At 53.9% G+C, this 14392-nt stretch carries 16 protein-coding genes and 1 pseudogene; 14 read left to right on the top strand and 3 right to left on the bottom strand.

Annotated elements, in window-relative coordinates; genetic code table 11:
* Window positions 1–198: 198 nt before the first annotated feature.
* The 10 genes from E0L20_RS11790 to E0L20_RS11745 all read left to right on the top strand — a co-directional run bounded on the left by E0L20_RS11790 (window position 199) and on the right by E0L20_RS11745 (window position 7200).
* A complete protein-coding gene (locus tag E0L20_RS11790) occupies window positions 199–804 on the top strand; it encodes a hypothetical protein (RefSeq protein ID WP_124982910.1) in 606 nt (201 codons plus the stop codon).
* A gap of 231 nt (window positions 805–1035) precedes the next feature.
* Entirely contained in the window at window positions 1036–1911 is an 876-nt protein-coding gene (locus E0L20_RS11785) for a GTPase family protein (protein ID WP_022650310.1), read from the top strand.
* A gap of 315 nt (window positions 1912–2226) precedes the next feature.
* Entirely contained in the window at window positions 2227–2685 is a 459-nt protein-coding gene (locus E0L20_RS11780; RefSeq protein WP_236728077.1) for a hypothetical protein, read from the top strand.
* Window positions 2686–2785: 100 nt separating this feature from the next.
* A complete protein-coding gene (locus tag E0L20_RS11775; protein ID WP_022650312.1) occupies window positions 2786–3259 on the top strand; it encodes a hypothetical protein in 474 nt (157 codons plus the stop codon).
* A gap of 118 nt (window positions 3260–3377) precedes the next feature.
* Window positions 3378–4199 (top strand): DUF932 domain-containing protein, encoded by an 822-nt coding sequence (locus E0L20_RS11770; RefSeq protein WP_131634117.1) that lies wholly within the window; start codon window positions 3378–3380, stop codon window positions 4197–4199.
* Window positions 4200–4229: 30 nt separating this feature from the next.
* A complete protein-coding gene (locus E0L20_RS11765) occupies window positions 4230–4673 on the top strand; it encodes an antirestriction protein (RefSeq protein WP_022650314.1) in 444 nt (147 codons plus the stop codon).
* Window positions 4674–4685: 12 nt separating this feature from the next.
* A complete protein-coding gene (gene radC / locus E0L20_RS11760; RefSeq protein WP_022650315.1) occupies window positions 4686–5228 on the top strand; it encodes a RadC family protein in 543 nt (180 codons plus the stop codon).
* A 10-nt stretch (window positions 5229–5238) separates the two neighbouring features.
* On the top strand, window positions 5239–5580 hold the full coding sequence (locus tag E0L20_RS11755; protein WP_116696546.1) for a type IV toxin-antitoxin system YeeU family antitoxin: 342 nt from the start codon (window positions 5239–5241) through the stop codon (window positions 5578–5580).
* Window positions 5581–5600: 20 nt separating this feature from the next.
* Window positions 5601–5942, top strand: a complete 342-nt coding sequence (locus E0L20_RS11750; RefSeq protein ID WP_022650317.1) for a TA system toxin CbtA family protein — start codon at window positions 5601–5603, stop codon at window positions 5940–5942.
* 250 nt (window positions 5943–6192) lie between these two features.
* Window positions 6193–7200: a restriction endonuclease gene (locus E0L20_RS11745; protein WP_022650318.1), complete on the top strand. Its 1008-nt coding sequence runs from the start codon at window positions 6193–6195 to the stop codon at window positions 7198–7200.
* Window positions 7201–7380: 180 nt separating this feature from the next.
* Here E0L20_RS11745 and E0L20_RS11740 read toward each other — a convergent pair.
* Window positions 7381–8250, bottom strand: a pseudogene (locus E0L20_RS11740) (phosphorothioated DNA-binding restriction endonuclease).
* 300 nt (window positions 8251–8550) lie between these two features.
* Between E0L20_RS11740 and E0L20_RS11735 the strand changes: the two are divergent.
* Window positions 8551–9006, top strand: coding sequence for a SymE family type I addiction module toxin (locus E0L20_RS11735; RefSeq protein ID WP_131634116.1), 456 nt, complete (start codon window positions 8551–8553; stop codon window positions 9004–9006).
* A gap of 43 nt (window positions 9007–9049) precedes the next feature.
* On the opposite strand, the gene trpS is transcribed toward E0L20_RS11735, so the two are convergent.
* Window positions 9050–10051 (bottom strand): tryptophan--tRNA ligase, encoded by a 1002-nt coding sequence (gene trpS, locus E0L20_RS11730; RefSeq protein WP_131634115.1) that lies wholly within the window; start codon window positions 10049–10051, stop codon window positions 9050–9052.
* Between the two features lie 199 nt (window positions 10052–10250).
* Between trpS and fosA the strand changes: the two genes are divergently transcribed.
* Complete coding sequence (fosA, locus tag E0L20_RS11725) at window positions 10251–10676, top strand: FosA/FosA2 family fosfomycin resistance glutathione transferase (protein ID WP_131634114.1); 426 nt, start codon at window positions 10251–10253, stop codon at window positions 10674–10676.
* Here the strand turns inward: fosA and E0L20_RS11720 are convergent.
* On the bottom strand, window positions 10662–11669 hold the full coding sequence (locus E0L20_RS11720) for a LacI family DNA-binding transcriptional regulator (protein WP_131634113.1): 1008 nt from the start codon (window positions 11667–11669) through the stop codon (window positions 10662–10664). The genes fosA and E0L20_RS11720 overlap by 15 nt on opposite strands.
* 185 nt (window positions 11670–11854) lie before the next feature.
* On the opposite strand from E0L20_RS11720, the gene E0L20_RS11715 reads away from it, so the two are divergent.
* Window positions 11855–12943, top strand: coding sequence for a cellulase family glycosylhydrolase (locus E0L20_RS11715; RefSeq protein ID WP_131634112.1), 1089 nt, complete (start codon window positions 11855–11857; stop codon window positions 12941–12943).
* Between the two features lie 50 nt (window positions 12944–12993).
* Window positions 12994–14388, top strand: a complete 1395-nt coding sequence (locus tag E0L20_RS11710) for an MFS transporter (protein WP_063428687.1) — start codon at window positions 12994–12996, stop codon at window positions 14386–14388.
* Window positions 14389–14392: the final 4 nt, after the last annotated feature.

The following is a 14392-nucleotide window of genomic DNA, read 5'->3' as shown; positions in this document are numbered from 1 at the left end:
AGACCTAAAGCAAGTCCGTTAGGTCCGCTGTGAGCGAAGAGCGGACCCAACTCAATATAATTTGTTAAAATTTTCGAGTTGATCACTAGTATCTTTCATGAAACCCAACTTACTGATATTCTCGTAAAAAAGAATTCTTAACTTGTGTGAATGTAGATAATAGCAGGAACTAAAGCTTAATAACTTAGGAAGCTTGATATGTCTGGTAGCCACAATGATAGTAACATTAGTGCACACTCTGGAAATGCGCAGAACAAGGCTGAAGTTGTTAAAGCATCTTTAAACATAGGCAGTGCGCTATTGGTCGCAATAATCGCAGCTTTAGGGGGAATGGCCGGCTCATATCTCACGGGTTCAAAGTTAGTTGAAAGTACAAGAGTCCCAGCACTCATCAATGCCAGAACGATTTGTACTACTGCTGTTAACGAAGATGAATACAAATTTCGTGAAAAAGCCTCTGATTTTTTGGCTGCGGTAGCTGCATTTGATGCTGATAAATCTCTTTTATATAAAGCTAATCATAATCAACTTTACCAACCAGCGAAATCAGCCATAACTAAAGCAATGTCGATAAGTTCTTATTCTTCTGAACGTCTATCAGTACTGGCAGTAAATATTGCATCATCTATAAAACAACTTGCAATTTCTGATATGGATTATGTTATTTCAGATAGTGGCGCTTATAAAAAACTATCTTCCTCAATGGAGGAATGGCCAGAGGCATATAATGAATATATGAAAACCTTCGATGTAAAACGTGCTTCTTGCAACTCCGATGCTATAAGCTATAAATCAGAAAAATAAGGAATGAAATGACTTCAAGACAGTTGGCCAACTTCTAAAGAATCAGCATTACAGAATGCTGATATCATCTGCTTCAGGCATGAAGCAGACATCGTTCAATCCTATATTGCACAAGGTCCTTTACGTGTTAATCTAAAATTCCAAATTATTTCAGACAGATATTATCTCAGTGAATCCCCGCCTTCCTGACTAGATCGCGGGATTTTTAATTTTTCACGCTGAGACTACTGTATGAATAAACCTGATGGCCTTCAGGCCCTTGAACAACCGCTCGCGTCGCTTCCTCACACGCTTCGTCAGCTTATTCTTGAACGTATCCAGAACCTGACCCACTACGAGCCGTTGATTGGCATCATGGGCAAAAGTGGTGCTGGTAAATCCTCTCTTTGCAACGAGCTTTTCCGGGGCGAGGTGTCGCCGGTATGTGACGTGAACGCCTGTACTCGCGACGTACTGCGCTTCCGGCTACGCAGCGGGCGTCACAGTCTGGTAATTGTCGATTTACCGGGTGTAGGTGAAAACGGGCGGCGGGATCATGAGTACCGGGCCCTGTACCGTCGTATGCTGCCGGAGCTGGACCTGGTGCTGTGGGTCATTAAGGCCGACGATCGGGCACTGACCGTGGACGAGCAGTTCTGGCACGGCGTGATGCAACCTTACAGGCAAAAGGTACTGTTTGTGATTAACCAGGCCGACAAAATCGAACCCTGTCATGAATGGGATAGCGCGATCGGCACGCCCTCGCCACAACAACAGGTAAATCTTAAAGCGAAGCAGGTTGCGATTATGGCAATGTTTAAACCGCATCATCCGGTCTGTGTGGTGTCCGCCAGCACTGGATGGGGCATTGAGGATATGGTGGCAAACATGATGTGTTGTCTGCCTGACCGCGCCACCAGCCCGGTGGTGACACAACTGCAAGGGAGACTCTGCACAGAGCCGGTAAAGTCGCAGGCCCGCGACAGTTTCGGTGAAGCTGTGAGCCGGGTTTTTGATACGGCAGAGTCATCGTCGTTCCTGCCTGCATCGCTGAAAACGGTGATTCGTACCGTGCGTGATGTGGTGGTGTCCGTCGCCCGTGCCGTCTGGGACTGGATTTTCTTCTGAAACCAGACTTTATACTCCTCCCGGTCAACCGTGGGCATGAGTCTCATTCCCAGACCCACTTCTTGTAATCAGAATACCCCGTTGCCCCCACTTCGTGGCACCGGATACCTGAGTCCCTGTTCTGTCACACATTTTCCCCGAAAGGGATGACAACCCTTGCTCTTATTAATAGAATGTAACGATCGATATCTATTTTATTGATCGTTATTATCGATCGATATCTAAAGGCATCTGCTCAGTCTGCAGCGCACCAGGTACGCCGTTGCGGGCGCTGACTCCGGATTTTCTGAAATGGCTAAGGAATGAAAAATGAAAATGAGGTTTGCAGTTTTTGCGCTGGTCTTCTGCGTCAGTCTCAGTACCGCGGCACGGGAACGGGTCGATATTCCGGCGAACACTATCTGGTCGTTTAAGGACCCTGGTGGTCGGGTGTTATGGGATGTCTGTGGGGGAAAACAAAGCTCCTGCACCATCGTGTTGGCGGCAACGAACAGGGTGGCCATCGTTAATCGTAAATCCACTAACGGCTGCGCCCTGGGGGATTTTTACGTAGTGGGTAAACCCGAAAAAGCCTGGAACCAGTACGACACGGGGACCTGCAGCAGCAATGCTTACTTCAGTCAGGGGACCATGAACAACGGGCAGTACCGGACTATCGATGTCCGTCTCAACGGGGAACTGGTAAAACGATTCCCGGTGGAATACTGGTCGATGGTGAAATCCTTTTCGGGTAGCAACCGGCCAAAATGGAAGGACAAAACGACAGACAGATAAGAGCGTTGATGAAATTAATTAAGGTTGTCCGGGTTCCCGGTGCGCTTCAGCGCGCCCTGACGGATTCCCTCCCTCTGATGTTAATGAAAGGAAATCACTTATGCGTTTATCTCATGCCGCCCTGGCGTTCGTTATGCTGGCCTCAGCCTCCGTTGCACAGGCCATCCCCAATATGTGGAGCAGCGGCTTCGCTCAGGGTGTGACCGAATACATCATCACCGGCCCGGAGAAAGTGGTCTTTAATCTTAACTGCACCACCAGCCCCGATGAGCAGAATGTGCTGCAGCACAGCGTATACCTGACCCTGCCCGACGGTACCTTGCTGAATTCTCACGATGACGGAACCGACATCACCGTGGTGATGGATGACAGCCAGTATCCGTTACCGTCATTCCTCGGCTGGCGAAACGGTGACAATGCCTGGGTGTCATTTATTGACGCCCTGAGCCAGGCTGCGAATTTTGATGTTTACGTCAACGATAAAAAAGTCGGCACCTTCAGTCCGGGGCTGAAGAATACGGAGAAAGAATTATCTGACCTCAGTGGCTGCAGAACCACCCATTACAGCGATTAATCCTCCACATTTCAGTTCTCTACAGCCCGCAACACACCAACACCAGATAGCAACAGGCCATGCTCCTTCGGGAACATGGCTTTTTGTTTTTATTTCATTATCAGATAAGGAGTTAGCCATGCGATTAGCCAGCCGCTTTGGCCGTATAAACCAGATACGCCGTGACCGGCCTCTGACCCACGAAGAGCTGATGAGCCATGTCCCCAGCGTGTTCGGGAGTGACAAGCATGAATCTCGTTCAGACCGTTACACCTACATCCCTACCATTACCATTCTCGAAAGCCTGCAGCGTGAAGGCTTTGAGCCGTTCTTTGCCTGCCAGACAAAGGTTCGCGACCAGAGCAAGCGGGAACACACCAAACATATGCTTCGCCTGCGTCGTGCCGGTCAACTGACCGGACATCAGGTGCCGGAAATCATTCTACTTAACAGCCATGACGGCTCATCAAGCTACCAGATGTTGCCGGGGCTATTTCGAGGCGTCTGTACCAACGGTCTGGTCTGCGGACAGTCATTTGGCGAAGTGCGGGTACCACATAAAGGGAATGTTGTTGAGAGGGGGATTGAAGGGGCTTACGAAGTGCTCGGTGTGTTTGACCGGGTGGAGGAGAAGCGCGATGCAATGCAGTCACTGGCACTGCCAGAACCAGCCCGTAACGCACTGGCGAATGCCGCGCTGAAGTATCGCTTTGGTGAAGACCACCAGCCGGTCACGGTATCGCAGTTGTTGACCCCACGTCGCCGGGAGGACTACAGCGATGACCTGTGGACCGTCTATCAGCGGCTACAAGAGAACCTGATGAAAGGAGGTCTGTCAGGGCGAACCGCTCTGGGGAAAAGTAGCCGCACCCGTGCTGTTACCGGTATTGATGGCGATGTGAAGCTCAATCGCGCCCTGTGGGTTATGGCTGAAAACATGCTCGAATTTTTCGGGCGTTAAACAACCGTTCCGGCATAAGGAGATAGTTTAATGAATACACAAAATCATCAGTTCGCGGAGCATACCGCAATTACTGCCTCAGTGGTCCCGGACGAGTTACGCATCGGCTTCTGGCCGCAGCACTTTGGCTCCATCCCACAATGGATAACCCTTGAACCTCGCATTTTCGCCTGGATGGATCGGCTGTGTGCCGATAACCACGGTGGTATCTGGCGTTTTTCGACACTCAGCAACGGCGGCGCTTTTATGGCTCCCGAGTCAGATCACGATGAGAAGTGGACATTGTTCAACAGCATGAACGGCAATGGCGCAGAGCTTACCAGTGAAGCTGCAGGGATGGTCGCCTGTCTGATGGCTTACAATCACCACGCCTGTCGCACCGAGTGTGACGCGATGACTGAGCACTATTATCGCTTACGCGACTACGCGCTGAACCATCCAGAGTGCAGAGCCATTATGCATCTCATCGACTGAGGGATACCGAACATGAATACTGTATTATCCCCGCTGTCATCTCAGCCTGAACTCTTTCCACTGGCGATTATGGCCCAGCATGGTTGTTTGCTTCCCGCGACCTCCGGATTAACCCCCTATGCCCAACGCACCATTCGTCGTGCCATCAACCTGCTGGATAAATATCTGCGCCAGCCCGGTATATCCTTTACCTCCAGTACTGCTGCCCGTAACTGGCTTCGGTTACATCTGGCAGGACAAGAACGGGAAGTGTTTATGGTGCTCTATCTCGATAACCAGCACCGTTTACTGGAGAGTGAAACGCTATTTGCCGGTTCGATTAACCATGTCCAGGTCCATCCCCGCGAGGTAGTGAAGTCAGCGCTTCGCTTCAATGCTGCAGCTGTCGTCCTCGCACACAATCATCCCTCCGGCGATCCGGAGCCCAGTCAATGTGACCGCAACATTACGGGTAGGCTTAAAGAAGCGTTAGCACTGGTTGATGTGAACACGCTCGATCATCTGGTTATCGGATCAGATGGCATTGTGTCGTTTGCAGAGCGAGGCTGGATATGAGGGTACTTCAATGAAATCTACTGACTCAGAGAACGATTCATTTCTCAAGTGGGGTCTGAATCGTAATGTGACACCTTGCTTTGGCGCTCGTCTGGTACAGGAGGGAAACCGGCTGCACTATCTGGCTGACCGGGCCAGTATCACCGGTAAGTTCAGCGAAGCAGAATGTCTTAAGCTGGATGTGGCATTCCCGCATTTTATCAGCCAGATGGAATCGATGCTGACTACTGGTGAAATGAATCCTCGCCATGCCCACTGTGTCACCCTGCACCACAATGGTTTCACCTGCGAAGCCGATACCCTTGGCAGTTGCGGCTACGTATACATCGCCGTTTACTCCACCCATCGTTAACTACTTTCACAAGAGCAAATATGAAAACTCTACCTGCAACAAATCCGCAGGCGGCGAAGCTATGTCTGTCGCCCGTGGCTGTCTGGCAAATGCTGCTTGCACTCCTGCTGGAACAACATTATGGCCTGACTCTCAACGACACGCCATTCAGTGATGAAACGGTAATTCAGGAACATATCGATGCCGGTATATCTTTGGCCGATGCCGTTAATTTTCTGGTGGAAAAGTACGGGCTGGTTCGTATTGATCGCAGGGGATTCGACTGGCAAGAACAGTCCCCATATCTGCGGGCAGTCGATATTCTGCGGGCGCGACAGGCAACAGGTTTATTGAAAGCGCGGCACGGTGAACATTGGGAATAGCCTTCCTGATTCACACTGCAGCTTTCCTTACTTAATTAATTTACTCATTCCAAAAAGCACCTGCCGATGCTGGTTGGTGCTTTTACTTATATGGACGAAATATCATGCAAATTGAAACTGTAATTTTAACTGGGCACATTATCGCAAGCACAATCCGGGAATGCTGGGCCGTCGTTGTTGATGGTTTTGACGCATACTACGATCAAGCTTATGATCCAGCATAATTTCTTTTCCTCATGAAGGGACTGGTATGGGCAATAGAATGTGGATGATCCGCGGTGACGGCGGCAAGCTCTATGACGATTTTCGCGATAAGCAAATTGTAGGCATCGGTTGGTCTCAGCTGGCTCCATTAGTCAAATCCGGCCTATCCCGAGCCCAGTTACTCGCCTTATACCAGGAGGCTGATCCCTTAACAAAGCTCGGAACAGCCCGTTCTGGCGCATCGCAGGTCTGGCGTTTTGTGAATGAGATCCAAAAGGGTGATTGGGTTATTACCTATTCGCCAGCCAACCGTACTTATTTGCTAGGCAAAGTTACTTCAGACTTCCAGTATCATCCTGAATGGGTGGAAGAGGGGATGGGTATCGCTCGGCAGGTTAAATGGAATACTCAAGAAATCGACCGCGATAGACTGTCTGTTGCTACCAAAAACACATTGGGTTCTACGCTGACGGTTTTCCAGCTTCCAGAATATGCGCTAGAAGAGCTTTTGCAGGATAAGAAACCCACTGCAGATGTAATTACTCAGAATCCAATTGCGATGGATGAAGATGAGGCTGTTTCGGATCCGCTTCGCGATATGGAAATGCTGGCGTTTGAGGGTATCAAAGATCGTATCAACTCTCTTGACTGGGATGAGATGCAAAATCTTGTTGCCGGAGTTTTACGCGGCATGGGCTATAAAACGCAGGTCTCACCTGCGGGAGCCGATCGGGGTAAAGACATTATTGCTTCACCTGATGGATTTGGTTTTGAAAATCCACGTATTATCGTTGAGGTAAAACATCGCAGGGAGCAAATGGGGAGTCAGCAGATCCGCAGCTTTATTGGCGGTCGTCATCCAGAAGATCGTGGGCTTTATGTCAGTACGGGGGGCTTTACGAAAGATGCTCGCTATGAAGCCGACCGCTCACAGATACCTCTGACGCTCTGGACGCTGGACGATCTTGTCAGAGCCCTCATTGAAAACTATGAGCAGGTTGATATCGAAACCAAACTTTTGGTGCCTCTGAAGAAAACTTTCCTTCCTGCCTGAATCCTGCTTTGATAGCCATATCGGTGTTCTACTGGTATGGCTTTATACCCACTTGAAATGTCTATTTTTTGTACGGATTTTAACTTGTGGGTACAAGTACGGGTATAACTATTTATTTCTGTTTATAAACAATATTGATATCAGCCTATTAGGTGTGAAATTCGAGTCCGGCCTTCGCACTCATCCTCTAAATACCTCCCTCCGATGCCACTCCACAAACCCCTCCCCTGGATAATTCCCTTTCACCATCGGCAAAGCAATCAGCTTTCCAGCAAAATCCCAGAACAACCGCCCAACAATCCCGCCCCCATTCACCGCCTCTGACACCAACACCCGCATACTCTCATCCAGCCCAATCGATCCTTTATCAAACGCCTTATGATGAATCGCACACAACGCCAGTCCGTTCGGGATCTCACACGGTCCGCCAAACTGCTTCCACTTGATATGCGCGGCTTCAAGTCCAACAGAGGCATTATCATGTCGCATATTGAATCCACAAATAGCGCACTCGTAGTTGTAAGCACGCAGAACCTGCTGACGGAACAGCGGATCGCGAACCTTACGGATCTGCTGGATATCAAAACCCATTTCATCCGCGATCTCTTCCTGAATGCTTTCAGGAAAGTGCGCTTCAAGGATCTGCTGCGCCAGCGAGCCGATCAGATTTTTGTTCTTATTCAGCAGCGCAAAGTGTTCTTCATCAAACCCGCCTGCGACGTTATGTTCCACAAGTTCTTTAACAGGCGGTTGTTTACTGCCAGTAGTTGAACAGAACTCAGTATTCTGAAGATCCTAAAACCCGTCCCTCTTGAGCCGCCAGAAGGGCATATTTGGGTAATGTGCCTTCCGCTGTGGGCCAAAGCGTTCTAACAGGCTAAGCAGCTGCTCGTGGACCTCGGTTCCGTAATCAAAGAGTCGCGCATGTCCCTGCTGATAGTTCGCCAGCACGTACAGAAGCAATAAAGGCTTATGCGGCGCACGCTGTTCGCCTTTGCGCCAGATGGTGATGTCGGCAATTGCCTGTTCGAGAGTTTTGCTGGAAGCCATCGCGTTACGGAAGAAGGTAAATAATTGCGATGATGCTCGCAAAACCCAGACCAATCAACCCGCAATCAACAAAAACATGACCTTACCGTACCAAACCTTATTTCCTGAATCCCCCTCGCAAATTCTAAATTTACCCCACCCAAAACCGCTGTATTTATATTCAGCCCTGTATAATGAGCACCAGAAATTACGCCGAACGGCAAAGGAAGTATCAAAGAGAATTTAACAAGGAATTCGCGATATGAAGGTGCTGCAACACCCCCATACCGCTAACCACAAACAACTACTGAGGAGTTGAAAATGGCTGCAACGAATTTTAAGCCAGAGTTTACTGTTTGCAAAACAGAATCAGACGCTTTCACCGGCATGATTGAAAACCGCGAGCTGGTGCGCAAAAACAGCGCCCGCCGACTTCACGGCAACCAGCTTAACGCGGCGCCCGTCCATCCCCGCGCGGAGACGCCGCAGGACAGTGCCGCCTGCTGCGAACTTTATTCCCGCATAGATATGAAATACCTTCTTTTGGGCGGCGAGTGGTTAAAACGCGCGGGTTTCATCAACGGCATGCCCGTAAAAATACGCGCCATGAAAGACTGCATTGTGATTACGCCACAACATACAAGAGAATTATGGGGATGCCTGGAAGGGATGAGCGTGGTGAATATAAATAAGCAGAAAGTCGCGCAGTGGTTAAAAACATTTCCAGGAGCGTTGAACGACACCGGCGATATTCCGGTGATTAAGCGCAACGCCTGATAAATATCCCGGATCTGCGCCGGGATTATTATTTAATCTGCTGTCAAAACACCGGCACCCCCAGCCCAACCTTCACCTCCCTCAACGTCTCCTGCGTCACCCCCTGCGCCCGTTCGGTCCCGCGCTTCAGCATCGCCATTAGCTCTCCCTTGTCCTGCATATACATCGCCCTGCGCTCCCGCATCGGCGCAATCAGTTCCTGCAAACACCCCTCCAGCTCGTTCTTGCAAACCCGGTCCCCAAGCCCGCCCGCCTGATAGTGCGCCTTCATCGCCGCCACTTTCTCCTTGTCCGGATGAAACGCGTCGAGGTACGTAAACACCACGTTCCCCTCAATCTGTCCCGGGTCGCTCACCTTCAGGTGGTTCGGATCGGTGTACATCGCGCTCACTGCACGATGAATGGTCTCTTCGCTGGCCGAAAGGTGCAGCGTGTTGCCCAGCGATTTCGACATCTTGGCGCTGCCGTCGATGCCGGGCAGGCGGCTGGTGTCGCTCAGCATCGCCTTGCAGTGGCGCAGCACCGGGGCGGGCAGCAGGCTGTTCATCTTGTGCACAATCTCGTTGGTCTGCTCAATCATCGGCAGCTGGTCGTCGCCGACGGGCACGCACTCGGCCTTAAACGCGGTGATGTCCGCCGCCTGGCTGATGGGGTAGGCCATAAACCCGACCGGCAGCGAGCGGGCGAAACTCTTCTGCGCAATCTCGTTTTTCACCGTCGGGTTACGCTCCACGCGGGCGACGGTGACGATGTTCATATACAGCATCGTCAGCTCGGCGAGGGCGGGCAGGGCGGACTGCAGGCAGATCGTGGTCAGGTTCGGGTCGATGCCGGCGGCGAGGTAGTCGGCCAGCACTTCGGGGATGTTGTCGCGAATTTTCTGCGGGTTGCTGCCGTTGTCGGTCAAGCCCTGCAGGTCGGCAATCAGCACAAACTGGTTGTGCGTCTGCTGGAGCGCCACGCGCTGGCGCAGCGATCCGACGAAATGACCGAGGTGCAGCGGGCCGGTTGGGCGATCGCCGGTGAGGATGGTGGGTGCGTTCATAAAGACTCCTTAATGTGCAGTTGCCGAAAGGGGTCTTAGAAATGTGAAAGCCGCCTTTCGGCGGCTATCTGAAAATGGGGAAAACAACTCCGTGCCGCCTTTAAGAAGGCAGCCACCAGCGGTTTACGATGAGCACGGCGTGGTTTATGTTCATGCTTTTACCGTACCACGTCCGGCGCGAAAAACAAAAGGGCACGTCATGCTGCAATCTCTCAACCATCTGAACCTCGCGGTCAGCGACCTGCAAAAAAGCGTCACCTTCTGGCACGAGCTGCTGGGGCTTGCGCTGCACGCCCGCTGGAATACCGGGGCCTATCTCACCTGCGGCGATCTCTGGGTCTGCCTGTCGTACGACGAGGCGCGCAGGAACGTGCCGCCGCAGGAGAGCGACTACACCCACTACGCGTTTACCGTGCCGGAGGCGGATTTTGAACCCTTCTCGCAAAGGCTGGAGCAGGCGGGCGTCACCGTCTGGAAGCAGAATAAAAGCGAGGGGGCGTCGTTCTATTTTCTCGACCCGGACGGGCACAAGCTGGAGCTGCACGTGGGCAGCCTCGCCGCGCGGCTGGCGGCGTGTCGCGAGAAGCCCTATGCGGGCATGGTGTTTACCTCAGACGAGGCTTGAGGCGCGCACCTTCAGCCTGCCCGCCAGCGTCACGTGCGTGGCGGCATCTTCCTGATTGCACAGGTACTCCACCGCCAGTCGTCCCAGCTCGCTGTAGGGCAGTTGGATACTGGTCAGCGGCGGGGTGAGCTGCTCGGAGATCTTCTGGTCGTCGTAGCCCGCCAGCAGCATGTCCTGCGGGATACGCACGCCGTTCACCGCCAGCGCCTGATAGCAGCCAATCGCCAGCCAGTCGCTGGCGCAGAAGATGGCGTCCGGGCGCGCGGCCAGTTCCAGCAGGGAGGTGGTGGCGGTAAAAGACTCGCTGAACTGCCAGTTGGTCTGGCGCACCAGATTATCGTCGCACGCGAGTCCGGCCTGCTGTAATGCCGCCTGGTAGCCCGCCAGACGCTGGCGGGAGGCCTCCATCCAGCTCTCCCCGGTGATGTGGGCGATGCGCGTGGCCCCGCAGGCGATGAGGTGTTTAGTGACCTGGAAGGCGTTGGCGTAGTCGTCCGGGATAAACGACGGCAGCAGCGGCGAGCCGGGGTCGCGCTGGTTGAGCAGCACCAGCGGGATGCGGGTGCAGTCCTGGAAGGCCGTCATATCCACCAGCGTGGTGACCGGAGACGCGAGAATAATCCCGATGCAGTTGCGCTTCTCCGGCTGGCGGATGATGTTCAGCGCCAGCTCGATGTCGTCGCCGTAGTCGTAGACGGTGAGCAGGGTCTCGTTGCGCCACGCCGCTTCCCGCGCCTGGCTGATGGCGTCGATAAACGGGTCGAAGCTCTGCATAGAGCTGACCAGCAGGGCGATCTCTTCCTGGTTGCGCGGGGCGTGGACGGCGGGGAGGCGGTCGTAGCCGAGCTCGGTGGCAACGCCAATCACCCGCTGGCGGGTGTCGTCGCTGAGCTTGATGTTGCGGGACTGGTTAAGCACCAGCGATACCGTCGCCTGCGACACGCCCGCCGCCCGCGCAATATCGTTCATCGTCACTTTCGTTTTTCGCTTCATCCGTCCTCTCCCTTTCGCGATTTCGCATCATACCCTAACCGCGCGCTTACGCGCCGTCGATCACGTTTCTCATTCATCGAAGCGTGAACTTTGTGAGGGGCATCGCTTTTCTAAACGCCGTGATTTGCGCATTTATCCCGCGGCTAATATTTATTAGCTAAATATTATCAGTAAGAGGACGCGTAATGAAAGAGCAGTGGAGCAGGGAGCAGGCACAGGCGTGGTACGAGCAAAAAGGCTGGCTGTGCGGGTTTAACTATCTGCCGTCGACGGCGGTGAACTGGACCGATATCTGGCAGGAAGAGACCTTCGATGCCGCCACCATCGAGCGCGAGCTGGGCTGGGCGGCGGACGCGGGCTATAACACCCTGCGCATCAACCTGCCGTTTATCGTCTGGGAGCACGATCGTGACGGGCTGATGGCGCGCATCGACCGCTTTTTGACGATTGCCGACGGTCGCGGGTTCAGCACCATGCTGACCCTGATGGACGACTGCGGCTTCTCCGGCGACGAGCCTTACCTCGGCCCGCAAAAGCCGCCGGTGCCGGGCAAGCACAACAGCCAGGCGGCGGCGAGCCCGGGGCGTGACAGGGTGTGCGATCCCGACTGCTGGCCGCAGATTGAGCGCTATATCCGCGACGTTGTCCGCCAGTTCCGCGAGGATAAGCGCGTTCTGCTGTGGGATCTCTATAACGAGCCGGGCAACCGCGGCATTTTCGCGACCGGCACGCAGGAGGTGCAGTACGACGCGAAGCTGGAGACCTACGCGCACGCGCTGATGAAGCTCGCGTTCCAGTGGGTGCGTGAAGAAGACCCGACCCAGCCGCTCACCGTCTGCGCGTGGCGCCTGCCGCCGGAAGAGGAGGGCGAGACGTTCTTCCAGCACCTGCTGGACCAGACCGCACTGGAACTGTCGGACGTGGTGAGCTTCCACGCCTACACCCACACCGGCCGGATGACGGCGATTATCCAGCAGCTGCAACAGCTCGGTCGCCCGCTGTTCTGCACCGAATGGCTGGCGCGCCACGTGGGCAGCACCATCGAAGAGCAGCTCCCGCTGATGTACGCGGCGAAGGTCGCGCCGTACCAGTGGGGGCTGGTGCGCGGCAAAACCCAGACGTGGCTGCCGTGGCCGGTGGTGATGAAGGAGTCCACGGACTACTGCCGCCTCTGGTTCCACGACGTGTTCGAGGAGAACGGCATTCCGTTCTCGCGCCGTGAAATCGCATTAATGCAGCAGTTGCGCAAGATCGCCCCGAAAGTTCAGGGCTAATAATATCGACCCGGCGGACCACCGCCGGGCAACCAGGCAGGCATATAACAATGGCAACGACAATGAAAATACCGTCTCGCGAGTTGTGGTCTTATTTTGGCTATGGTTTAGGTCAGTGTTTTAGCTTTGGTTTAGTGGGTTCGTTTATTAATTATTTTTACACCGACGTGCTGGGGATCTCGGCGCTGGCGGCGAGCACCATCTTCCTGATTGCCCGCGCGTGGGACGCGGTTCACGATCCGCTGTTTGCCAGCATTATGGACACCATTAACAGCCGGTTCGGCAAATTTCGCCACTTTTTGCTGATCGCCCCGCTGCTGATCACCGGCGTCACGCTGCTGTCGTTCTATAAAATCGAAGCGGACATGACCACCAAAATCCTCTACGCCGGGGTGACGTATATCCTGTGGGGGACGCTGTACGCCATCTCCGATATCCCGTTCTGGTCGATGTCGTCGGTAATGACCAACGACTCCGCCCAGCGCACCCGTGCGGTGACGGCGGCGATGCTCGGGGTGAACGCCGGGATTGCCTGCGCCAACATTTTCTTCCCGAAGCTGGCGGCGTTCTTCGCCCAGTACAGCAACGATAAAGGCTACTTTATGGCGGCGCTGGTGATGATGCTGGTGGGCCTGCCGCTGATGCTCAACGGCTTTATGCAGATCAAAGAGCGCGTGCCGCCGAGCCCGGAAAAGGTGACCATCCGCGACACCTTCCACAACCTGCGTCAGAACAAGCCGCTGTTTATCGTCCTGCTGTCGTTCTTCTTCTGCGTGTTCCACAACGTGGCGGGCGGGCTGTATATCTACTTCTTTATCAACAACCTGGGTGACGGCAGCCTTCAGATGGCAATTGGCGTGATGGGGATCGTGGCGGCGGTGCTGTGCCTGGTCGCGCCGATGCTGACGCGGCGGATGCAGAAGCGGAAGCTGTTTATGATCCTCTGCGGGCTGGACGTGGCGGTGCGCGTGGTGATGTGGTTTGTCGGGTATCAGCAGGTGACGATGCTGTTTATTCTGCTCGGCCTGAGCACCCTGTTCGTGATGATGACCAACATCCTCACCTCGTCGATGATTGCCGACACCATCGAGTACGCGGAGTACCACACGAACAAGCGCTGCGCGGCGATCACCTTCTCCGGGCAGACCTTTACCGGCAAAATGTCGGTGGCGGTGGGCGGCGGGCTAATCGGCGTGTTCCTGACCATGATTGGCTACGTGCCGCAGGCGCAAATCCAGAGCGAAGGCGTGCTGTCGGGGCTGTTCTTCGGGATTTGTTTGTTACCGGCGATTGGGTCGCTGATCCGCATTGTGTTTATGTCGCGCTTTACCTTTACCGAGGAGAAGCATGCGGAGATTTGTCGGCTGCTGGCGGAGCGGAACGCGTCTGCGAAAGCGCCGGGTGGCGGCTGCGCCTTACCCGGCCTACAGGACCAGCCCTTGTAGGCCT

Source organism: Enterobacter wuhouensis (assembly GCF_004331265.1).
GTDB classification, from domain to species: Bacteria; Pseudomonadota; Gammaproteobacteria; order Enterobacterales; family Enterobacteriaceae; genus Enterobacter; species Enterobacter wuhouensis.
Note: the sequence above shows the minus strand (reverse complement) of the source record. Positions and strands in the feature narration are given on the sequence as shown.

Bases quoted from the DNA above. Each gene is read 5' to 3' on its own strand.
- E0L20_RS11750 (WP_022650317.1), top strand. From the start codon at position 5,601: ATGAAAACTCTACCTGCAACAAATCCGCAGGCGGCGAAGCTATGTCTG.
- E0L20_RS11710 (WP_063428687.1), top strand. From the start codon at position 12,994: ATGGCAACGACAATGAAAATACCGTCTCGCGAGTTGTGGTCTTATTTT.
- fosA (WP_131634114.1), top strand. From the start codon at position 10,251: ATGCTGCAATCTCTCAACCATCTGAACCTCGCGGTCAGCGACCTGCAA.
- trpS (WP_131634115.1), bottom strand. From the start codon at position 10,051: ATGAACGCACCCACCATCCTCACCGGCGATCGCCCAACCGGCCCGCTG.
- E0L20_RS11755 (WP_116696546.1), top strand. From the start codon at position 5,239: ATGAAATCTACTGACTCAGAGAACGATTCATTTCTCAAGTGGGGTCTG.
- radC (WP_022650315.1), top strand. From the start codon at position 4,686: ATGAATACTGTATTATCCCCGCTGTCATCTCAGCCTGAACTCTTTCCA.
- E0L20_RS11780 (WP_236728077.1), top strand. From the start codon at position 2,227: ATGAGGTTTGCAGTTTTTGCGCTGGTCTTCTGCGTCAGTCTCAGTACC.
- E0L20_RS11720 (WP_131634113.1), bottom strand. From the start codon at position 11,669: ATGAAGCGAAAAACGAAAGTGACGATGAACGATATTGCGCGGGCGGCG.
- E0L20_RS11775 (WP_022650312.1), top strand. From the start codon at position 2,786: ATGCGTTTATCTCATGCCGCCCTGGCGTTCGTTATGCTGGCCTCAGCC.
- E0L20_RS11790 (WP_124982910.1), top strand. From the start codon at position 199: ATGTCTGGTAGCCACAATGATAGTAACATTAGTGCACACTCTGGAAAT.
- E0L20_RS11735 (WP_131634116.1), top strand. From the start codon at position 8,551: ATGGCTGCAACGAATTTTAAGCCAGAGTTTACTGTTTGCAAAACAGAA.
- E0L20_RS11765 (WP_022650314.1), top strand. From the start codon at position 4,230: ATGAATACACAAAATCATCAGTTCGCGGAGCATACCGCAATTACTGCC.
- E0L20_RS11785 (WP_022650310.1), top strand. From the start codon at position 1,036: ATGAATAAACCTGATGGCCTTCAGGCCCTTGAACAACCGCTCGCGTCG.
- E0L20_RS11745 (WP_022650318.1), top strand. From the start codon at position 6,193: ATGGGCAATAGAATGTGGATGATCCGCGGTGACGGCGGCAAGCTCTAT.
- E0L20_RS11715 (WP_131634112.1), top strand. From the start codon at position 11,855: ATGAAAGAGCAGTGGAGCAGGGAGCAGGCACAGGCGTGGTACGAGCAA.
- E0L20_RS11770 (WP_131634117.1), top strand. From the start codon at position 3,378: ATGCGATTAGCCAGCCGCTTTGGCCGTATAAACCAGATACGCCGTGAC.